General features: G+C 66.6%; 21 protein-coding genes. 3 read left to right on the top strand and 18 right to left on the bottom strand.

All coding sequences use genetic code 11. From position 1 onward, the window contains the following. Positions 1-95 precede the first annotated feature (95 nt). The 3 genes from ACTRWB_RS23570 to ACTRWB_RS23580 all read right to left on the bottom strand — a co-directional run bounded on the left by ACTRWB_RS23570 (position 96) and on the right by ACTRWB_RS23580 (position 2,892). Positions 96-890 carry an ABC transporter ATP-binding protein gene (locus tag ACTRWB_RS23570; RefSeq protein ID WP_446903340.1) on the bottom strand — a complete coding sequence of 265 codons (795 nt, stop codon included), beginning with the start codon at positions 888-890 and terminating at the stop codon, positions 96-98. Position 891: 1 nt separating this feature from the next. Further along, a complete protein-coding gene (locus ACTRWB_RS23575) occupies positions 892-1,788 on the bottom strand; it encodes an ABC transporter permease (RefSeq protein ID WP_446903341.1) in 897 nt (298 codons plus the stop codon). A gap of 138 nt (positions 1,789-1,926) precedes the next feature. Beyond that, entirely contained in the window at positions 1,927-2,892 is a 966-nt protein-coding gene (locus tag ACTRWB_RS23580; RefSeq protein ID WP_048247026.1) for an ABC transporter substrate-binding protein, read from the bottom strand. 333 nt (positions 2,893-3,225) lie between these two features. Between ACTRWB_RS23580 and ACTRWB_RS23585 the strand changes: the two genes are divergently transcribed. After that, positions 3,226-3,534, top strand: coding sequence for a VF_A0006 family four-cysteine protein (locus tag ACTRWB_RS23585; protein ID WP_048247028.1), 309 nt, complete (start codon positions 3,226-3,228; stop codon positions 3,532-3,534). Positions 3,535-3,644: 110 nt separating this feature from the next. Here ACTRWB_RS23585 and ACTRWB_RS23590 read toward each other — a convergent pair whose 3' ends face one another. Both ACTRWB_RS23590 and ACTRWB_RS23595 read right to left on the bottom strand, forming a co-directional pair. Beyond that, on the bottom strand, positions 3,645-4,460 hold the full coding sequence (locus ACTRWB_RS23590) for a MetQ/NlpA family ABC transporter substrate-binding protein (protein ID WP_129513028.1): 816 nt from the start codon (positions 4,458-4,460) through the stop codon (positions 3,645-3,647). 188 nt (positions 4,461-4,648) lie between these two features. Continuing rightward, positions 4,649-6,283 carry a methyl-accepting chemotaxis protein gene (locus ACTRWB_RS23595; RefSeq protein WP_446903342.1) on the bottom strand — a complete coding sequence of 545 codons (1,635 nt, stop codon included), beginning with the start codon at positions 6,281-6,283 and terminating at the stop codon, positions 4,649-4,651. Between the two features lie 236 nt (positions 6,284-6,519). Here ACTRWB_RS23595 and ACTRWB_RS23600 point away from each other — a divergent pair, with 236 nt between their 5' ends. Further along, positions 6,520-6,810 carry a YciI family protein gene (locus tag ACTRWB_RS23600; protein ID WP_034179097.1) on the top strand — a complete coding sequence of 97 codons (291 nt, stop codon included), beginning with the start codon at positions 6,520-6,522 and terminating at the stop codon, positions 6,808-6,810. 157 nt (positions 6,811-6,967) lie between these two features. Here the strand turns inward: ACTRWB_RS23600 and ACTRWB_RS23605 are convergent, their stop codons facing one another. The 5 genes from ACTRWB_RS23605 to ACTRWB_RS23625 are packed head-to-tail and all read right to left on the bottom strand — an operon-like array spanning position 6,968 to position 11,050. Beyond that, positions 6,968-7,585 (bottom strand): SCO family protein, encoded by a 618-nt coding sequence (locus ACTRWB_RS23605; protein WP_129513030.1) that lies wholly within the window; start codon positions 7,583-7,585, stop codon positions 6,968-6,970. Between the two features lie 18 nt (positions 7,586-7,603). Further along, a complete protein-coding gene (gene cyoE / locus ACTRWB_RS23610) occupies positions 7,604-8,506 on the bottom strand; it encodes a heme o synthase (RefSeq protein WP_048247036.1) in 903 nt (300 codons plus the stop codon). 8 nt (positions 8,507-8,514) lie between these two features. Next, the gene (locus ACTRWB_RS23615; RefSeq protein ID WP_412022984.1) at positions 8,515-9,627 is read right to left on the bottom strand and encodes a COX15/CtaA family protein; all 1,113 of its coding nucleotides are present in this window, start codon (positions 9,625-9,627) and stop codon (positions 8,515-8,517) included. Positions 9,628-9,652: 25 nt separating this feature from the next. Continuing rightward, entirely contained in the window at positions 9,653-10,279 is a 627-nt protein-coding gene (locus tag ACTRWB_RS23620) for an SCO family protein (protein WP_129513032.1), read from the bottom strand. A 60-nt stretch (positions 10,280-10,339) separates the two neighbouring features. Beyond that, positions 10,340-11,050 carry an SURF1 family protein gene (locus tag ACTRWB_RS23625; RefSeq protein WP_446903487.1) on the bottom strand — a complete coding sequence of 237 codons (711 nt, stop codon included), beginning with the start codon at positions 11,048-11,050 and terminating at the stop codon, positions 10,340-10,342. Between the two features lie 84 nt (positions 11,051-11,134). Between ACTRWB_RS23625 and ACTRWB_RS23630 the strand changes: the two genes are divergently transcribed. Next, the gene (locus ACTRWB_RS23630; protein WP_048247042.1) at positions 11,135-11,344 is read left to right on the top strand and encodes a twin transmembrane helix small protein; all 210 of its coding nucleotides are present in this window, start codon (positions 11,135-11,137) and stop codon (positions 11,342-11,344) included. A 184-nt stretch (positions 11,345-11,528) separates the two neighbouring features. Here ACTRWB_RS23630 and ACTRWB_RS23635 read toward each other — a convergent pair whose 3' ends face one another. The 8 genes from ACTRWB_RS23635 to ACTRWB_RS23670 form a co-directional block, all read right to left on the bottom strand. Next, positions 11,529-12,386 carry a cytochrome c oxidase subunit 3 gene (locus ACTRWB_RS23635; protein ID WP_048247044.1) on the bottom strand — a complete coding sequence of 286 codons (858 nt, stop codon included), beginning with the start codon at positions 12,384-12,386 and terminating at the stop codon, positions 11,529-11,531. A gap of 138 nt (positions 12,387-12,524) precedes the next feature. Beyond that, positions 12,525-12,722: a DUF2970 domain-containing protein gene (locus ACTRWB_RS23640; RefSeq protein WP_048247046.1), complete on the bottom strand. Its 198-nt coding sequence runs from the start codon at positions 12,720-12,722 to the stop codon at positions 12,525-12,527. Positions 12,723-12,738: 16 nt separating this feature from the next. Then, positions 12,739-13,347 (bottom strand): cytochrome c oxidase assembly protein, encoded by a 609-nt coding sequence (locus tag ACTRWB_RS23645; protein ID WP_129513034.1) that lies wholly within the window; start codon positions 13,345-13,347, stop codon positions 12,739-12,741. 35 nt (positions 13,348-13,382) lie between these two features. Then, positions 13,383-13,523 (bottom strand): cytochrome oxidase small assembly protein, encoded by a 141-nt coding sequence (locus tag ACTRWB_RS23650; RefSeq protein WP_034179107.1) that lies wholly within the window; start codon positions 13,521-13,523, stop codon positions 13,383-13,385. 69 nt (positions 13,524-13,592) lie between these two features. Next, positions 13,593-15,200, bottom strand: a complete 1,608-nt coding sequence (gene ctaD / locus ACTRWB_RS23655; RefSeq protein WP_048247050.1) for a cytochrome c oxidase subunit I — start codon at positions 15,198-15,200, stop codon at positions 13,593-13,595. A 43-nt stretch (positions 15,201-15,243) separates the two neighbouring features. Beyond that, positions 15,244-16,833, bottom strand: coding sequence for a cytochrome c oxidase subunit II (gene coxB / locus ACTRWB_RS23660; RefSeq protein ID WP_412022983.1), 1,590 nt, complete (start codon positions 16,831-16,833; stop codon positions 15,244-15,246). A 57-nt stretch (positions 16,834-16,890) separates the two neighbouring features. Then, positions 16,891-17,415 (bottom strand): DUF2244 domain-containing protein, encoded by a 525-nt coding sequence (locus tag ACTRWB_RS23665; RefSeq protein WP_048247054.1) that lies wholly within the window; start codon positions 17,413-17,415, stop codon positions 16,891-16,893. 195 nt (positions 17,416-17,610) lie between these two features. Then, positions 17,611-18,576 carry a methyltransferase domain-containing protein gene (locus tag ACTRWB_RS23670; protein WP_446903343.1) on the bottom strand — a complete coding sequence of 322 codons (966 nt, stop codon included), beginning with the start codon at positions 18,574-18,576 and terminating at the stop codon, positions 17,611-17,613. Positions 18,577-18,648: the final 72 nt, after the last annotated feature.

Raw genomic sequence — 18,648 nt, forward strand, 5'->3', positions numbered from 1 at the left:
GCCGCACAGCACCGGTGCGAAACCGGTGTTTCGTCAGAGGAAAACAGGGAGGAAGGCCGGCGCGCGTGCCATGTTACGGCGCGCCGGCCCGCCGGTCAGCTCAGCAACAACGCGTCGTCGTCGAGCTGCTCGTGACGCACCCTCTCGAACATCTGCAGCAGGTCCGGCACGTCAAGCCCCTTGCGCGCGTCGCCCGACACGTCGAGCACGACCTGCCCCTGGTGCAGCATCACCGTGCGGTCGCCGTAGTCGAGCGCCTGCCGCATGCTGTGCGTGACCATCATCGTGGTCAGCTTGCTCTCGGCGACGATGCGCGCGGTCAGCTCCAGCACGAACGCGGCCGTCTTCGGGTCGAGCGCGGCCGTGTGCTCGTCGAGCAGCAGGATCCGCGACGGCCGCAGCGACGCCATCAGCAGGCTGACGGCCTGCCGCTGGCCGCCCGACAGCAGCCCGATCCGGTCGGTCAGCCGGTTCTCGAGGCCGAGATTCAGCAGCCGCAGCTTGTCGCGGAACAGCTCGCGCGACGGCCGGTCGAGCGCGGCCCGGAAGCCGCGCCGCACACCGCGCGCCGTCGCGAGCGCCATGTTCTCCTCGATCGTCAGCGCCTCGCAGGTGCCGGCCATCGGATCCTGGAACACGCGCGCGACGAGGTGCGCGCGGTCCCACGCGGCTTGCCGCGTGACGTCCGTGCCGTCGATCGAGATGCGCCCCGAATCGACGCGCTGGTCGCCGCTGACCGCATTGAGGAAGGTCGACTTTCCGGCGCCGTTCGAGCCGATCACCGCGACGAACTGGCCGTCGGGGATCTCGAGCGACAGTCCGCGCAGCGCGCGCGTCTCGATCGGCGTGCCGGGATTGAACGTGAGTTTCAGGTCTTGTGCGGACAGCATGTCATGCCCCTCCGTTCTTGCGCGCGAACAGCTTCTTGCGCGTCGCCGGCAGCACCAGCGCGATCGTGACGAGCGCGGCCGTCACGAGGTTCAGATCCTGCGCCTTCAGGCCGATGAATTCGCTGTTCAGCGCGAGCGCGATGAAGAAGCGGTAGACGATCGCGCCGAGCACGACGGCGAGCGTCGTCAGCACGAGCCGGCGCGCCGGCAGCAGCGTCTCGCCGATGATCACGGCGGCCAGCCCGATCACGATCGTGCCGATCCCCATCGAGATGTCCGCGCCGCCCTGCGTCTGCGCGAACAGCGCGCCGGCGAGCGCGACGAGCGCGTTCGACAGCGCCATCCCGGCGAGCGTCGCGCGGCCCGTCGCGATACCTTGCGCACGCGCCATCCGCGGGTTCGCGCCGGTCGCGCGCATCGCGAGGCCGAGCTGCGACGAGAAGAACCAGTCGAGGCCGAGCTTCGCGACCACGACGACGATCGCGAGCAGCGCCGGGCGCAGCACGTAGTCGGGCATCCAGTCGGGTTGCAGCACGGTGAAGAGCGTCGGCTCGGTGATGAGCGGCACGTTCGGCCGGCCCATGATCCGCAGGTTCACCGAATAGAGTGCGATCATCATCAGGATGCTGGCGAGCAGATCCATGATCTTCAGGCGCACGTTGAGCCAGCCGGTGATGAAGCCGGCCACCGCGCCCGCGACGATCGCGAACGCCGTCGCGGTGAACGGGTCGTAGCCGGCCGAGATCAGCGTCGCGGCAACGGCGCCGCCGAGCGGAAAGCTGCCGTCGACGGTGAGGTCGGGAAAGTTGAGGATGCGAAACGAGATCAGCACCCCGAGGGCGACGAGACTGAAGATCAGGCCGATCTCCAGGGCGCCCAGTAACGAGAACAGAGACATGATGGGGAATCCTGTTGCTTCCCGGCCGGACGTGTACGGCCGGGCGAAGCGGACGGGCGGCCCCGGGTGGGAGCCGCCCGTCCGGCGGTGTCGTTCAGGCCCGGATCGGGCCTGCCAGCGCGGCGGTCGGGCCGCGGCTTACTTGATGACCGTCTTCGCTTCCTTCACGAGATCCGACGACAGCGTCACGCCCTGCTTCGCGGCCGCGCCCGTGTTGACGAACAGCTCGAGGTTGCTGCTCGTCTCCGACGCGATCGCGCCCGGCTTCTGGCCCTTCAGGATGCGCGCGACGACCTTGCCCGTCTGGCGACCGAGGTCGCCGTAGTTGATGCCGAGCGCCGCGATGCCGCCACGCTTCACGCTGTCGGTATCGCCGGCGACGAGCGGGATCTTCGCTTCGTTCGCGACCTTCACGAGCGCTTCGTACGCGGACACGACGTTGTTGTCGGTGTTCGTGTAGATCACGTCGACCTTGCCGATCAGGCTCTTCGCGGCCGGCCCGATGTCGACGGTACGCGGCGCGGCCGCTTCCTTGAGCGTCATCCCCTGCTTCGCGAGGAGCTCCTTGAGCGCTTGAACGACGACGACCGAATTCGCCTCGCCCGGGTTATAGACCATGCCGACCGTCTTCGCATTCGGCACGACGCGCTTGATCAGCGCGACCTGGCGATCGAGCGGCAGCTTGTCGGACACGCCCGTCACGTTGGTGCCCGACGGGCCCCAGCCCTTCACGAGCTGCGCGGCGACCGGATCGGTGACGCCCGAATAGACGACGGGCACGCTCTTGGTCGCCGCGACGACCGACTGCGCGGCCGGCGTCGCGATCGCGACGATCACGTCGGGCTGGTCGCCGACGAACTTGCGCGCGATCTGCGCGGCCGTGCCCGTGTTGCCCTGCGCGCTCTGGTATTCCCACTTGAGCTTGTCGTCGCCGAAGCCTTCCGCCTTCAGCTCGGCGCGCACGCCGTCGCGGATCGCGTCGAGCGCCGGATGGTCGACGATCGACAGGACCTTGACGGTCTGCGCGTGCGCGGCGCCTGCCAGCGCGAGTGCGGCCACGCCGGCCGTGATCGAACGGATCGCGAAAGTCTTGAATCGCTTCATGGGTGAGTCTCCCCCGTATTGTGTCGGTTCTGGATGATGGATTCCCGCCGCCGTCATGCGGGCGCGCCGCGCGTGAAACGCAGCGGCGGCCGGCCCGCTCGCGCCCCGGGAAGGCGTGCGGCGGCGAACGCACGAGGATACCATTTCCGCAGACCACCGCCTGACTCCGCGCTTTCGCTCGATGCACCGAATCGCACCGCCCGTGGAAGCCCCGCGCCCCCGCGCGAAGCCCGCCCGGCGGCGGCTTCCGCCGGTGTCCGCGCAACGCGTCAGCCGCGCTTGCGGCTTTACGTTATGCTGTCGGCCGACCCATTCCACTCCATCGGAGGACAGATGAAACGGGGGATCCGTGCAATCGCATTCGCGGCCGTCGCGCTGGCACTGCCGGGGGCGGCGTTCGCGCTGACCGACGGCAGCGAGCAATACGACGACTGCATGCTCAACGCGCTGCGCGAAAGCCGCAACGGCGCGGCGGCCCAGTTGATCCAGCGCTCCTGCGACGCGCTGTACCGCAACAACGCGATGCTGCTGCCGCGCGAGCGGCGCTATCACGAGTGCGTCGTGCAGTCGCTGCCGGGCGTGCGCGACAACTACGCGATCCAGCAGATCATGTCGATCTGCTCGCGGCGCGGCGAGATGTGAGCGAGCGCTGAACGCCTGGCGCCGCGCGGCCGTCGATCGGCTGCGCCAATGAAAAAGGGCCTGCGCGATGCAGGCCCTTTTCATTCAGCGGTCCGACCGGTGTGCGGCGTTCAGAACGACGCGACCATCGAGCCCTTGAACTGCTTCTTGATGAATTCCTTCACTTCCGGCGACTGGTACGCCTTGACCAGTTTCTTCACCCACGGCTGGTCCTTGTCCTTCGCGCGCACGGCGATCAGGTTCGCATACGGGCTCGTCAGCGCTTCGAGCGCGATCGCGTCCTTGGTCGGCTGCAGGTTCGCGGCGAGCGCGTAGTTCGTGTTGATCACGGCCGCATCGACGTCCGACAGCACGCGCGGCAGTTGCGCGGCGTCGAGTTCGGAGATCTTCAGCTTCTTCGGGTTCTCGGCGATGTCGAGCACCGTCGCGTTGTTGCCGCCCGTGCCGGCGCCCGCCTTCAGCTTGATCACGCCTTGCGTCTGCAGCAGCAGCAGCGCGCGGTTCTCGTTCGACGGATCGTTCGGCACCGCGAGCTTCGCACCTTGCGGCAGGTCCTTCAGCGCCTTGAACTTCTTCGAGTACACGCCGATCGGCGAGATGTAGGTCAGGCCCGCGCTGACGATCTTGTAGCCGCGCTGCTTCACCTGGCTGTCGAGGTAGGGCTGGTGCTGGAAGCTGTTCGCGTCGAGGTCGCCCGAGTCGAGCGCCGCGTTCGGCTGCACGTAGTCGTTGAACTCGATGACCTTCACGTTCAGGCCTTCCTTCTCCTTCGCGACCTTCTGCACGAGCTGCCACACTTCAGAATCCGGACCGGCGACCGTGCCGACCTTGATCACCTTGTCTTCGGCGTGCGCGCCCGCCGACAGCGTCAGCGCTGCACCGGTAGCCAGCACGGAAAATACCTTCAGGAGACTGCGACGCTTCATCTGTTTCTCGCTTTCTTGCTTACTGGAAATAGGGCGCGATACGGGTAAGCCCCGACTCGCAGGAAGGCGCAAATGGTGTCACAGGATCGGCGGGAAGTGAAATACATCCCGCTCATATGGGTATGCACCGCAGCGGTGCTGGCGGCGGCGGCATGACCCGGCCGTTAGTTGCGTTTAAACCGCCATCGTCAGGCCGCCATCTGGTCGGCCGCCTTCGCGCCGAACGCGGGTTCGGCCGCCCGTGCGCCGGCCCGGCGCGGCGACAGGCCGCCCGCGTCGCCGGTCCGGAACGCGCCGACCGCGTCGCGCAGCCGCGCGGCCTGTTCCTGCAGCGATGCGGCAGCCGCGGCGGCCTCCTCGACGAGCGCCGCGTTCTGCTGCGTCACCTGGTCCATCTGCGTGACCGCGCGCCCGACCTGCGTGATGCCGCTCGCCTGCTCCTCGGACGCGGCCGCGATCTCGCCCATGATGTCGGTCACGCGCGCGACCGCCTGCAGGATCTCGCCCATCGTCGTGCCGGCCTGGCCGACCAGCGTCGAACCGTTGCGCACGCGCTCGACCGAGTCGACGATCAGCTCGCGGATTTCCTTCGAGGCCGTCGCGCTGCGCTGCGCGAGCGAGCGCACCTCGCCCGCGACCACCGCGAAACCGCGGCCCTGCTCGCCCGCGCGCGCGGCCTCGACCGCCGCGTTCAGCGCGAGGATGTTGGTCTGGAACGCGATGCCCTCGATCACGCCGATGATGTCGGCGATCTTGCGCGAGCTGTCGTCGATCTCGCCCATCGTGCCGATCACGCGGTTCACGACGTCGCTCCCCGTGCGCGCGATGTCCGACGCGTTGTTCGCGAGCCCGCTCGCCTGCCGCGCGTTGTCCGCGTTCTGCTTCACCGTCGCGGTCAGCTGCTCCATGCTCGCGGCCGTTTCTTCCAGCGACGCGGCCTGCTCCTCGGTGCGCTGCGACAGGTCGTCGTTGCCGGCCGAGATCTCGCGGCTCGCCGACGCGATCGCCTCGGCCGACTGGCGAATCCCGCCGATCGTCGCCTGCAGCCGCGCCTGCATGTCATGCATCGCGGCCATCATGCTCGTGCGGTCGCCCGCGCGCACGGGCACCGGCTGCGTCAGGTCGCCCTGCGCGATGCGCGTCGCGAGCGCGGCCGCTTCGTCGGGCTCGCCGCCGAGACTGCCGCGCACGTTGCGGATGATCACCAGCATCGCCGCGCTGATCACGAAGCCGATCACGAACACGACCGCGAGGTGGCCGAGCAGCGTGCGGTAGTAGATGGTGTCGATGTCCTTCAGGAACACGCCGCTCGAGATGTTCCAGTCCCACGGCGCGAAACGCGTGACGTAGCTGATCTTCGGCACGGCGGTCTCGCTGTGCGGCAGCCGCCCGCGATATTCGGCGAAACCGCTGCCGGTCGCCTTCGCCGCGTTCAGGATCGTGACGAACAGCGGCTTGCCGTCCGGATCGAGATAGTCGCCGACCTGCGTGCCGACCAGCTTCGGCAGCGTCGGATGCATCAGCACGACCGGCTTCGAGTCCATCACGAACACATAGCCCGAATCGCCGTAGCGCATCGCGGCGAGACTCGCGAGCGCGTCGCGCTTCGCGTCGGCCTCGGGCAGCGTGCCGCTCTGCGCGAGCGCGTGATACGCCGTCACGATGCCGGCCGCCGAATCGACCAGGTTCGCGATGCCCGCCTTGCGTTCGGCGAGCATCGTCGCGCGCGTCTCGTAGGCGCTCCATGCGCCAACGCCCAGGAGACCGATCCATACCAGCGCAAGCGCGAGCCACAGCTTGCGGTTCAAACTCATTCTGCTCATCTGCGTGCCTTGTTGTCGATGTCGATGCGCACGAACGGCCCGCCGCGCGCAAACGGTTGCCCTTTTATTTACGGCAACGAGCCTTACAACTTGAATACACGCCGGTGCGACGTACCGGCGGCCGACACGCAGCCGTCACCCCGCCACGCGCCCGCCGGCGCGACAGCCCGCATCCGCTGTGCTACAAAGACCGGCTGGCCGGCGCGCGCAGCGCCGGCGATATTCCAGGGCCATCCATGTACGTCATCGACATCCACTACACCGCGTCGCTCGAGCGCATCGACGACGCGCTCGAACGCCACCGCGCGTATCTGCAGCCGCTGTTCGACAAGGGCATCTTCATCGCGGCCGGGCCGAAAGTGCCGCGCGAAGGCGGCGTGATCCTCGCGGCCCGCATCGATCGCGACGAGCTGGACGCGATCTTGAAGACCGATCCGTTCGTCACCGAGGGGCTCGCCACGTATCGCGTGACGGAATTCCGGATCACGCGCGCCGCATCCGGCTTCAACGTGCCGGCGCTGCCGTAACGCGACGCCTGCACGGCACGCCTGCGCAACGCACGCGCAGGCCGACGCGCCGCCCGACGGGCAGCGCATGCAAACAACGAGCGGGAAAGAGAGAAGGCGTGACGGCGCGTGACGGCCGTCAACGCGATCGCCGGGCCGCGCGCCCGGCGGATGCCGCTCAGTCGACCAGCAGCTTCAGGTCGTGGACCCACGGGCCGGGGCCCTGGCCGTCGCGCACGAACAGGCGCAGCTTGCCGTCGCGGTCGAACACGTAGCTCGCGGCGGTGTGATCCATCGTGTAGCTGTCGGGCGTCTTGCCGGGCACCTTCGCGTAATAGACGCGGAAATCCTTCGTGACCTTCTTCAGCGCCGCTTCGTCGGCCGGCCGCAGGCCGATGAACGACGGATCGAACGCGGGCACGTACTGGCCGAGCAGCGCCGGGGTGTCGCGCTCCGGATCGACGGTGACGAACAGCACCTGCACGCGCTTCGCGGCATCGGGCCCGAGCTGCTTGAGCGCCTCGGACAGCTCGGCCATCGTGGTCGGGCACACGTCCGGGCAGTGCGTATAGCCGAAGAACATCACGACAGCCTTGCCCTTGAAGTCGGCGAGCGTGCGCACCTTGCCGGCCGTATCGGGCAGCGAGAAGTCGTTGCCGAACTGCGTGTTGCCGGTGATGTCGAGATTCTGGAATTTCGGCGCGTTGTCGCATCCGGCGAGCAGCAGCGCTGCCGTGAATGCGCACGCGAGCATCCAGCCTTGGCGCGCGCGGCGCCCGAACCGTGAATGGAGCATTGCGTTCAAACCGTGCGGTTACACGCCGAGCAGCGGGCGTGCGTAGTGATCGACGAGCAGCGCGGCGAACAGCAGCGACAGATAGACGATCGAGTAGCGGAAGGCCTTGCGGGCCAGTTCGTCCGAATAGTCGCGGTAGATCTTCCACGCATACGCGAGGAACACCGCGCCGAGCAGCACCGCGCTCGTCAGGTAGACAGCCCCGCTCATCCCGGAGATGAACGGCATCAGCGTGACCGCGAACAGGATCACCGTGTACAGCAGGATGTGCAGCCGCGTGAATTTCTCGCCGTGCGTGACGGGCAGCATCGGCAGCCCCGCGCTCTCGTAATCCTTGCGGCGATAAAGCGCGAGCACCCAGAAATGCGGCGGCGTCCACACGAAGATGATCAGCACGAGAATCCACGCGTCGCCGGGCACCGCACCGGTGACCGCGGCCCACCCGAGCGCCGGCGGCATCGCGCCCGACGCGCCGCCGATCACGATGTTCTGCGGCGTCATCGGCTTGAGCAGCAGCGTGTAGATCACCGCGTAGCCGACAAACGTCGCGATCGTCAGCCACATCGTCAGCGGGTTCGTGAACGTGTAGAGCGTCCAAGCGCCGACGCTGCCGAGCACGGCCGAGAACACCAGGATCTGCGGCGTCGTGATCTCGCCGCGCGCGGACGGGCGCCACGCGGTACGGCGCATCATCGCGTCGATCTTCTGTTCGACGAGGCAATTGATCGCGAACGCGGCGCCGGCCAGCAGCCAGATGCCGACCGTGCCGCCGATCAGCACATGCCACGGCACCATGCCCGGCGTCGCGAGGAACATGCCGATCACCGCGCAGAACACCGCGAGCTGCGTGACACGCGGCTTCGTTAGCGCCATGTACTGGGAAAACCGGCTACCGGGCGATTGGGAGAGGGTGCTTTGCATGGGGGCGGTCACGCCGGGGCGGCGTCGCGCGCAGGCTGCGCGACACGGCCGGGGCGGCTTGAAAGGATGCGAAAGTTTAACATGACGACGAGCAGCAGCAGGATCGCGGCCCCGCCGTTGTGCGCGACGGCGACCGGCAGCGGCCACTGCAGCACGATGTTGGTCAGGCCCGTCACGAACTGCAGCAGAACGACCAGCAGCACGCCGTTCGCGGGCCGCCGCAGCGACTCGAAGCGGCGCATCTTCAGCGCGAACGCGACCAGGTACGCGACCACGACGAACGCGAACGTGCGGTGCGTCCAGTGGATCGCGACCAGCGCGTCCTGCGTGATCGCGTCGCCGTCCTTCGTCATCCCGAGCGCGCGCCACAGGTGGAAGCCCTGCCCGAAGTCCATCGGCGGAATCCACTGACCATTGCAGGTCGGGAAATCGGTGCACGCGAGTACCGCGTAGTTGGTGCTCACCCAGCCGCCGAGCGCGATCTGCACGACCAGCAGCACGAGCGCCGCGAGCGCGGCCGCGCGATAGCGTCCGGCCTCCGGGTCATGCGACGGCAGCGGCGTCTGCCGCGCCGCGAGCCAGCCGAGCGTGCCGAGCAGCGTGAGGCCGAGCAGCAGGTGGGTCGTGACGATCACGGGCTGCAGCTTCATCGTGACCGTCCACGCGCCGAACACGCCCTGCACGACGATCAGCAGCAGCAGGCTCGTCGGCCACCACGGCGACACGTGCAGCGGGCGGCGGCGCAGCCGCGCCGACCACGCGATCACGACCTGCGCGATGATCAGCACGCCGATCGCCATCGCGAAATAGCGGTGGATCATCTCGATCCACGCCTTGGTCATGCTGACGGGCCCCGTCGGCATCGCCTGGTGCGCGGCCGTGATCGCGGCGTGCGCGATGAACGGCGACGACGTGCCGTAACAGCCGGGCCAGTCGGGGCAGCCGAGCCCCGAATCGGTCAGCCGCGTGAAACCGCCGAACATCACCAGATCGAGGGTGAGGAAGGTGGTGATCCACACGAGCTTGCGGAACTTGTTGTCGTCGGCCTTCACCCACACGTACGACAGCGGCAGCAGCGCGATGCAGAAGCCGATCAGGCCGAGTTGCAGTAGATACGACATCGGAATGGTGCCTCGTTCTCTCGCCTTAGCCGATGCTCGACCACTTCAGCAGCTTCGTGACGTCCGCCTTGATCTTGCTGGGATTCGGGTCTTTCGGGAAACGCATCATCAGGTTGCCGTTCGGGTCGACCATGTAGATGTGATCGCTGTCCTTCGTGCCGGCGTCGGCCGGCAGCCACGCGGCAATCGCCGCCGGATCGGCGACGAGCCGGCGCGTGTCGGGATACGCATCCAGCACCTTCTGCGGCATCGCGCCCGCATCGCCGCGCAGCCACACCATCGTGATCCGGTGTCGTTCGCCCGCCTGCGTGACGCGGATCTGGCGCATGAAATAGAGCTTCTGCGCGCACGCTTCGTCGCACGCGCTGCGGTCGGTCATCACGAACAGCCATACGCCGCGCAGCGACGACAGCGGCACGGTCTTGCCGGTTTCGTCGGTGACCTGCAGATCCGCCGGAATCGGCCGCTGCGGCTCGATCAGCGTGCCGTAGTTCGTCGAGCCGCCCTTCGGCTTGATCACGTAATAGGTGAAGTACGACGCGAGCATCGGCGCGGCGCACACGAGCCCGAGCAGCACGAGCATCCAGCGGCCGCGCTTGCGGGCCGCCGGCGAAACCGGCTCGGCGGCCGGACCCTGACGGGAAGATTGCATGGACAAATCAGACCTCTCGAAACGAACCCGCGGCACTTGCGCCGCGTCCTGGCATGGCACTCACGCGCCGGCCGACTTCTTCGCGGCACGCCGCGCGGCGTACAGGCCGAAGCCGAGCGCGGCCGCCGCCATCGCCCACCACTGAAACATGTAACCGTAATTGCGCTCGACGCCGGTCGTCGCCGCCGGCCAGTCGCGCACCAGCTTGTCGCCGTCGTCGCTCGTCTGCTGGATCACGAACGGCTGCAGCGGCAGCCCCGTTTCCTGCGCATACGCGCCGACGTCCAGGTTCTGCCGGATCTTCTGGTGCGCCGCCGACCCGCCTTCGCCGAGTTCGAACGCGCGCGACGCGTCGGCGCGCGCGATGCCCACGATCTCGACGTCGCCCGCGGGCGTCGCGAACGGCTCGATCGCCGTGCGATCGGCGATGCTGCGCGGCAGCCAGCCGCGGTTGACCAGCACGACGCCGCCGCCCGTGAGTTTAAACGGCATCACGACGTAAAAACCCGGCTGGTCGTTATACGGCCGATTGTCGAGGAACACGGCTTGCTCGGGCACGAACCGGCCCTTCGCACGCACGCGATGAAACTCGATCGACGCCAGCGGAATCGGCTGCGCGCCGATGTCGACGGGCGCCGCATGCTCGAAGCGCTCGATGCTCGCCTGCAGCGCTTCCTTCTGGTGCGCACGGTCGCGCTGCCAGAAGCCGAGACGGATCGTGACGGCGACAACGACGAGGATCAGCAGCGCAGGCAGCCAGCGAATCTTCATCATGCCGCCCGCCCGGCACATGCGCGAAAGCGAAGTGCGATAATTATCCCCTTCCTTTCGAATTGCCGTCGTCCGGTTCGTGTCATGCACATACTCGTTCCCATCGCCTTCGTCCTCATCATTGCCAGCATGGGCTCGGCGCTCTACTTCATGATGCACGACCGCGGCCACACGAAACGCATGGTCTGGTCGCTCGCCACCCGCGTCGGGCTGTCGGTCTCGCTGTTCCTGCTCATCCTGCTCGCGAACTGGATGGGCTGGATCCATCCGACCGGCTTGCCGATCGGGCGCTGATGCATGTGCCGCCACGGCCGCTGCCACCCGCTGTGACATTTCGCCGCATGGCCGCGGCACCAAGCAAAAGCGCCGCCTGACTGAGTCGCGGCGGCGCCAGGGTGGTGTCGGCAGGCAGCCAGCCGCTGCCCGCTCGACACCAATGAAAACGGCCCGCGCATTGCTGCGCGGGCCGTTGTTCCATTTACAGCCAGTAGACGACGACGTACAGGCCGAGCCAGACGACGTCGACGAAGTGCCAGTACCACGCGGCGCCTTCGAATGCGAAGTGATGTTCGGGCGTGAAGTGGCCGCGGATCATCCGCACCAGCACCACCGCGAGCATCGTGCCGCCGAGGAACACGTGGAAGCCGTGGAAGCCGGTCAGCAGGAAGAACGTCGAACCGTACACGCCCGAATTCAGCGTCAGGTTCAGTTCGTTGTACGCGTGGTAGTACTCGAAGCCCTGCAGGAACAGGAAGCAGATACCGAACGCGAGCGTCGCGGCCATCCAGGCGATCGCCTTCTTGCGATGATCGTCACGCAGTGCGTGGTGCGAGATCGTCAGCGTCACGCCGGACGACAGCAGGAATGCCGTGTTCAGCGTCGGGACCGGCCACGGGCCCATCGTCTTGAAGTGACCGGCGAGTGCTGCGGGGCCTTCGTTCGGCCACACGGCGGAGAAATCCGGCCAGATCAGCTTGTAGTCGAGGCTGCCGAGCTGGTGCAGCGCGATTTCACGCGCGTAGAACAGCGCGCCGAAGAACGCGCCGAAGAACATGACTTCCGAGAAGATGAACCAGCTCATGCTCCAGCGGTACGACTTGTCGACGTTCTTGCCGTAATGACCACCTTCCGATTCGGCGATCGCGTCGCCGAACCAGTGATACAGCGTGAAGAGCAACCACAGCAGGCCGAGCAACGCCGTAAACGGCGCCCAGTCGTGACCGTTGATCCACAGCGCCGCCGATCCGAGCATGACCAGCAGGCCGGTGGCCGCACTGATCGGATGGTGCGACGGATGCGGCACGAAATAGTACGGGGTCTGGTTTTGACCGCTCATGCTTGATTCTCCACTTCAGTCCAATTTGTGTACCGGAAACCGCTCCGGCTTTATTTCTTGCGCGGCGTGACCGCCACCGCACTTATCCGCACGCGTCGCCGTGGCGCCGCGCACTGCATTCTTTCGTTGCCGCGGGCTTCAGCCCACGACCGCACGCACGATCAGGATCAGCACGCCGATGAACACGCCGGCCGCGATCAACGCGACGATCAGCACGTGCAGCGGATTCAGCTGCGTCGCGTCGGCCTCCAGGTCGCGCCGCTTGCGCACCCCGAAGAACGACCACAGCACGGCCTTCACTGCCTGGCCGAACCCGCCGCGCTTGACCTCCGTCATCGCCCCGCCTCCGTCGTCATGCACCCGGCGTCGCCGCGCCCTGCGATGCCGTGCTGCGCGTCGCCGGCGCCGGTGCGGCCGGCGTATTCAGTTCGAAGAACGTGTACGACAGCGTGATCGTCTTCACGTCCTTCGGCAGTTTCGGATCGATCACGAACACCACCGGCATCTTGCGCGACTCGTTCGCGGCCAGCGTCTGCTGCGTGAAGCAAAAGCATTCGATCTTCTTGAAGAACTCCGTCGCCTGCTTCGGCGCGTAGCTCGGAATCGCCTGTGCAACGACCGGCCTGCCCTGCCCGTTCGTCACGTCGTACACGATCGTCGTCAGTTCGCCCGGATGCACGTCGAGACTGTTGTGCTCCGGCTTGAAACCGAGCGGCCCGCGCGCGTTCGCATCGAACTCGACCGACACCGTGCGGCTATAGTCGACCTGCGAGTTCTTCACCTCGCGCTCGCTGACGTCGCGCTGCACCAGGTTGTTGATGCCGGTGATCTGGCAGATCGCCCGATACATCGGGATCAGCGCGAAGCCGAACCCGAACATCAGCCCGGCCACGACGAAGAGCTTCACCAGCATCGAACGATTGAACGCGCGATCGACGGCGCCCTCTTCCGGCTTCGACATACGACAACTTCCTCGCTACTGCGTCAGTTACTGCTTCAGTGAGTGGACAGCCACCACTGCTTGATCACGACACCCACAAAAAAAACGGCGGCGATGACGAGCAGGATGAGGCCGAGCCGCTTGTTGCCCGCGCGGATCTGCTCGGGCGTTCGTCTTTCTTGTGGATTCCGGGTCATCTGAAACTTCGGTTCGGCGCCCGCCGCGCCTGCCTGCGCGGCGGGCAGCGGCGGAACGCACGGTGAAACTTACTCGACGTGCGGCGGTTGCTCGAACGTGTGGAAGGGAGCCGGGCTCGGCACCGTCCACTCGAGGCCCGTCGCGCCATCCCACGGCTTGTCCGACGCCTTTTCCAGCTCGCCGCCGCCACGGTAGGCCGGCAGCGCGACCGCGAACAGGAAGTACACCTGCGCGAGGCCGAAGCCGAATGCGCCGATCGTCGCAACCTGGTTGAAGTCCGTGAACTGCGCCGGGTAGTCCGCATAACGACGCGGCATGCCTGCGAGACCGACGAAGTGCATCGGGAAGAACGTCAGGTTGAAGAAGATCATCGACGCCCAGAAGTGGATCTTGCCGCGCGTCTCGTTGTACATCCAGCCCGTCCACTTCGGCGCCCAGTAATACCAGCCCGAGAACAGCGCGAACAATGAACCCGCCACCAGCACGTAGTGGAAGTGCGCCACCACGAAGTAGGTCCCGTGATACTGGATGTCGAGCGGCGCCATCGCGAGCATCAGGCCCGTCAGGCCGCCGAACGTGAACACGAACAGGAAGCCGATCGCGAACAGCATCGGGGTTTCGAAGGTCATCGAGCCGCGCCACATCGTCGCGAGCCAGTTGAACACCTTCACGCCCGTCGGCACGGCGATCAGCATCGTCGCGTACATGAAGAACAGCTGGCCGGTGACCGGCATGCCCGTCGCGAACATGTGGTGCGCCCAGACCATGAACGACAGGATCGCGATCGAAGCCGTCGCGTACACCATCGAGCTATAGCCGAACAGCGTCTTGCGTGCGAACGCCGGGATCACCTGCGACACGATCCCGAACGCCGGCAGAATCATGATGTACACCTCGGGGTGGCCGAAGAACCAGAAGATGTGCTGGTACATCACCGGGTCGCCGCCGCCTGCCGCGTTGAAGAACGACGTGCCGAAGTGGCGATCGAACAGCACCATCGTGATCGCGCCTGCCAGAACCGGCATCACCGCGATCAGCAGGTACGCCGTGATCAGCCACGTCCATGCGAACATCGGCATCTTCATCAGCGTCATGCCCGGTGCGCGCATGTTCAGGATCGTCACGACGATGTTGATCCCGCCCATGATCGACGATGCACCCATCAAGTGGACTGCGAAGATCGCGAAGTCCATGCCCGGGCCCATCTGCGTCGACAGCGGTGCGTACAGCGTCCAGCCGGCGGCCGTCGCGCCGCCCGGCGCGAAGAACGAGCCGACCAGCAGCACGGCAGCAACCGGCAGCAGCCAGAAGCTGAAGTTGTTCATCCGCGCGAACGCCATGTCGGATGCGCCGATCTGCAGCGGAATCATCCAGTTCGCGAAGCCGACGAACGCCGGCATGATCGCGCCAAACACCATGATCAGACCGTGCATCGTCGTGAGTTCGTTGAAGAACTCCGGACGCATGATCTGCAGGCCCGGCTCGAACAGCTCGGCACGGATGCCGAGCGCCATCACGCCGCCCGACAGGAACATGATGAACGAGAACAGCAGGTACAGCGTACCGATGTCCTTGTGGTTGGTGGCGAACAACCAGCGCCGCCAGCCGTGCGGTGTTTCGTGCGCGTGGTCGTCGTGCGCGTGGTCCGCGGCTACGTCGTGCCCGATGCTAGACATGAGAATCTCCTAATGCGAATACGTCGACTAACTGAGCGACACGTCAAGCCGCCGGACCGATCTCGACCCGCCGGGCTTCCTTAGCGTCAGCCCCGCCCGTGATCGTTTCCGGCTTTTTCATGATGATGTGGTCTTCCGCCACGCCGGCCGCCTTCAGCGCGTCGCGCACAGCCAGTGCGCGCTGCTTGGCCAGTTCGGCGTTCGCGTCGGCCGAGCCCGTCTTGTCGGTGAAGCCCGACAGCGCGAGCTTCGCGTCCGGATGTGCCTTCGCATAGTCGGCCGCGGCGGCGATCGCCGCCTTCGCGTCGGCCGGCAGCGCGCTCTTGCCCGTTTCGAAGTAGATCGTCGACAGCGCGGCCGATGCCGATGCTGCCGCCGGCTGCTCGGCTGCGCCCGACGCGGCTTGCGCCGGCGCCGCTTCAGCCGGCGCCGCTGCGCCCGCCGTGTCTTCCGGCATCTTGCCGTTGCGCGCGTCAGCCACTTGCTTCGGCTGCAGCAGGTCGTTCTTGTGGTTGCCCCACGAATTGCGCTCGTACGTGATGACCGATGCGATGTCGAGGTCCGACAGCGATGCCCACGACGGCATTGCACCCTTGCCGTGCAGCACGCGCTCGACGTGTCCGGCGATCGGGCCGTTCACGATCGGGCTGCCGTCCATCGCCGGGAACGCGCCGAGGCCCTTGCCGCTCACCTGGTGGCAGGCCGCGCAGTTCGCCTTGTAGACTTCCTCGCCGTGCGCGACGAGTTCGGCCATCGTGTAAACCTTGTTCGGATCGACCGACGCGCTGGCCATCTTGGCCTTCTGCGCGGTCACCCACTTCGCGTAGTCGTCTTCCGACAGGACTTCGACGACGACCGGCATGTACGCGTGTTCCTTGCCGCACAGCTCGGTACAGAAACCGCGGAAGGTACCGACCTTGTCGGCCTTGAACCACGTGTCGCGCACGAAGCCGGGAATCGCATCCTGCTTCACGCCGAACGCGGGCACGTACCACGAGTGGACGACGTCGTTCGCGGTCGTGATGATGCGGATCTTCTTGTTGACCGGCACGACGAGCGGGTTGTCGACTTCCTGCAGATAGGTGTCGGTGATCGGCTTCTTGCCCATCACTTCGTCACGCGGGGTGCTCAGCGTCGACAGGAAGCCGATGCCCTCGCCCGGGCCCTTCACGTAGTCGTAGCCCCACTTCCACTGGTAGCCGGTGACCTTGATCGTGAGATCGGCGTTCGTCGTGTCTTTCATCGCGACGACGGCCTTCGTCGCCGGCAGCGCCATCAGCACGACGATGACGAACGGCACGATCGTCCAGATGATCTCGACGGTCGTGCTTTCATGGAAATTGGCGGCCTTGTGGCCCTTGGATTTGCGGTGCGCGAAGATCGAATAGAACATCACGCCGAACACGCCGACGAAGATCACCGTACACAGGATCAGCATCATCGTGTGGAGATCGTAGAGCTCCTCGGCGATTTTCGTGACCGGCGGCTGAAAGTTGATCTCGTTGACGCGGGGGCCGCCCGGGCTATCACCGACCGCCAGGGCGGCACCGGCAAAGAGCAAACCGCTGCATGCCAGCACGCCCGTGAGGGCTCGCTTGATTGTTTTCATAGCATCCTTACCCAAAATTTCCATTCAAACCCTCCCCCGTCGCAAGCCGCCGGCCTGTTCCCGGCCGGTGCCCGCGCCTCGTCAGCCGCAGCGCCTGAGCGACACGCGCAGTTCGTCGGCGAACTGCGCACGCTTGTACTGCGCGAGATGCTGCCCGATTACGACGGTCTGCCCGCGCGATACCAGTCGAATCGGATCGCGTGGCGTCGCACCCGGCTCGACCCGCACCCAGCGCGGGTTGAATTCGATCTGCGTGAGCCGCTCCGCATCCATCCGCTCGATCACGAGCCGGTGCGGAAACAGCCTGATGCGTTCGTAATCGACCGCATGGCGAGCATAGATCGCAAATGCGACACCCACCACCAGCAACTCGATTCCGGTGAAGGGCATGACGAGCCAGGCCCCCCTCCACATCAGCAACGTCGCAATCACCAGCGAGAAGCCCGCAAGCGACGCGTAAAACAGCACGAACTGGCGTGGCGACACCGAACAGTTGCGTTTGATCAGCCAGTCTTCGAGGACCGGCTCGCCGTTCGTCGTCTCCGCCGAAACACTCGCTGCTTCCATCGCCGCCTCACGCGAATGGCATGCGATGCATGCCTGCATCGGACTCGTCGCCCCGTATTGCGGGGACCCCGGGACGACAAGCTGACGCATTATAGGCGGGTTCAATGGCATCCACAAGCAAGCGCCTATCGCCCCGCAAGCCAAGCGCGACAAGCTTTCCGGCCGTTTTTGGCGCCAATTCGACCCCGCTTTGCGCCGCTAATTTCAGACATAACAAAACCCCTCTTTACCGCTTTACCGATTCTTCGGACGGCCCTTCCCGATGTCCTCGATGCGCACGATCCCGTGCCCTTCGGCGGTCGTGCGCGGCACGGCCTTCCAGGCGTGGCCGTAGATCACCTCGAAGGTCAGCGGAATCGTGCCGTCCGCGCGCCGGCGCGCCTCCAGCGCGTCGCCGAGCGCCGCGCGAAAGCGCCGCGTCGCGCGCTGCGGCGCCGCGCGCTCGAACGGATAGGCGCCCCAGCGGCGCACGTCGGCCAGCAGGGAGTCGGGGGATTTGTAGGTGACGGTCAGCACTTCCTGATCCATCACGGGAATCTCGAAGCCGCTCTCGACGAGCATGTCGCCGAGGTCGTGCATGTCGACGAAATCGATCACGCGCGCGGCGGGCGGCGCAATGCCGAGCGCCGCTTCGGCGTCCGCGCAGGCCGCGCGCAGTTCGCGCAGCGTGTCGGGGCCGAGCGTGCTGAACATCAGCAGGCCGTTGACGCGCAGCACGCGCTGCCATTCGGGCAGCACCGCGTCGGGGCGCGAATGCCAGTGGAGGGCGAGGTTCGACCAGATCAGGTCGAACGCGCCGCCCGGAAACGGCAGCGCGGCGAAATCGGCCTGCGCGACGCGCGGGCCGCGCTGGCCCAGTGCCCGGCCGAGCGAAGCCGGCAGCCAGCGGCGCCAGCTCGTCTGCTCGACCTCGCGCTGGCCGGCCCGCGCGAGCATCGCGCCGGACAGGTCGACGCCGAATACGGGCGCTTCCGGAAAGCGCGCGCGCAGCGCCGGCAGGTCGTCGCCGGGGCCGCAGCCCGCGTCGAGCACGGCCGTTGGACTCACCTTGATGTATTCGAGGCGTTCGTTCATCCGCTGCGCGATCTCGCGCGGCAGGAACGCGACCGCGTCGAACGTGGCGGCACGGCGGTCGAAGATCCGCCGCAGGCGCCCGGCGTCATTGGCCGGACGGCTGGTTGAAGTCGAAGCTGGGGACATGTCGGGCACACTGGCGAAGAGCCCGAAGTATACTCGCTCGCCCCGCAGGCTTCATCGAGACGGGGCGGCCAG

Source organism: Burkholderia sp. YIM B11467, assembly GCF_052952715.1.

What these genes read in the sequence shown, in the direction of transcription:
- ACTRWB_RS23640 (WP_048247046.1), bottom strand. Translation starts at nt 12,722, where the DNA reads ATGACGGAGGTCAAGCGCGGCGGGTTCGGCCAGGCAGTGAAGGCCGTG.
- cyoE (WP_048247036.1), bottom strand. Translation starts at nt 8,506, where the DNA reads ATGCAAAGCACCCTCTCCCAATCGCCCGGTAGCCGGTTTTCCCAGTAC.
- ACTRWB_RS23605 (WP_129513030.1), bottom strand. Translation starts at nt 7,585, where the DNA reads ATGCTCCATTCACGGTTCGGGCGCCGCGCGCGCCAAGGCTGGATGCTC.
- ACTRWB_RS23600 (WP_034179097.1), top strand. Translation starts at nt 6,520, where the DNA reads ATGTACGTCATCGACATCCACTACACCGCGTCGCTCGAGCGCATCGAC.
- ACTRWB_RS23585 (WP_048247028.1), top strand. Translation starts at nt 3,226, where the DNA reads ATGAAACGGGGGATCCGTGCAATCGCATTCGCGGCCGTCGCGCTGGCA.
- ACTRWB_RS23630 (WP_048247042.1), top strand. Translation starts at nt 11,135, where the DNA reads ATGCACATACTCGTTCCCATCGCCTTCGTCCTCATCATTGCCAGCATG.
- ACTRWB_RS23620 (WP_129513032.1), bottom strand. Translation starts at nt 10,279, where the DNA reads ATGCAATCTTCCCGTCAGGGTCCGGCCGCCGAGCCGGTTTCGCCGGCG.
- ACTRWB_RS23595 (WP_446903342.1), bottom strand. Translation starts at nt 6,283, where the DNA reads ATGAGCAGAATGAGTTTGAACCGCAAGCTGTGGCTCGCGCTTGCGCTG.
- coxB (WP_412022983.1), bottom strand. Translation starts at nt 16,833, where the DNA reads ATGGAAATTTTGGGTAAGGATGCTATGAAAACAATCAAGCGAGCCCTC.
- ACTRWB_RS23575 (WP_446903341.1), bottom strand. Translation starts at nt 1,788, where the DNA reads ATGTCTCTGTTCTCGTTACTGGGCGCCCTGGAGATCGGCCTGATCTTC.
- ACTRWB_RS23650 (WP_034179107.1), bottom strand. Translation starts at nt 13,523, where the DNA reads ATGACCCGGAATCCACAAGAAAGACGAACGCCCGAGCAGATCCGCGCG.
- ACTRWB_RS23645 (WP_129513034.1), bottom strand. Translation starts at nt 13,347, where the DNA reads ATGTCGAAGCCGGAAGAGGGCGCCGTCGATCGCGCGTTCAATCGTTCG.
- ACTRWB_RS23590 (WP_129513028.1), bottom strand. Translation starts at nt 4,460, where the DNA reads ATGAAGCGTCGCAGTCTCCTGAAGGTATTTTCCGTGCTGGCTACCGGT.
- ACTRWB_RS23670 (WP_446903343.1), bottom strand. Translation starts at nt 18,576, where the DNA reads ATGTCCCCAGCTTCGACTTCAACCAGCCGTCCGGCCAATGACGCCGGG.
- ctaD (WP_048247050.1), bottom strand. Translation starts at nt 15,200, where the DNA reads ATGTCTAGCATCGGGCACGACGTAGCCGCGGACCACGCGCACGACGAC.
- ACTRWB_RS23570 (WP_446903340.1), bottom strand. Translation starts at nt 890, where the DNA reads ATGCTGTCCGCACAAGACCTGAAACTCACGTTCAATCCCGGCACGCCG.
- ACTRWB_RS23625 (WP_446903487.1), bottom strand. Translation starts at nt 11,050, where the DNA reads ATGAAGATTCGCTGGCTGCCTGCGCTGCTGATCCTCGTCGTTGTCGCC.
- ACTRWB_RS23615 (WP_412022984.1), bottom strand. Translation starts at nt 9,627, where the DNA reads ATGTCGTATCTACTGCAACTCGGCCTGATCGGCTTCTGCATCGCGCTG.
- ACTRWB_RS23635 (WP_048247044.1), bottom strand. Translation starts at nt 12,386, where the DNA reads ATGAGCGGTCAAAACCAGACCCCGTACTATTTCGTGCCGCATCCGTCG.
- ACTRWB_RS23665 (WP_048247054.1), bottom strand. Translation starts at nt 17,415, where the DNA reads ATGCAGGCATGCATCGCATGCCATTCGCGTGAGGCGGCGATGGAAGCA.
- ACTRWB_RS23580 (WP_048247026.1), bottom strand. Translation starts at nt 2,892, where the DNA reads ATGAAGCGATTCAAGACTTTCGCGATCCGTTCGATCACGGCCGGCGTG.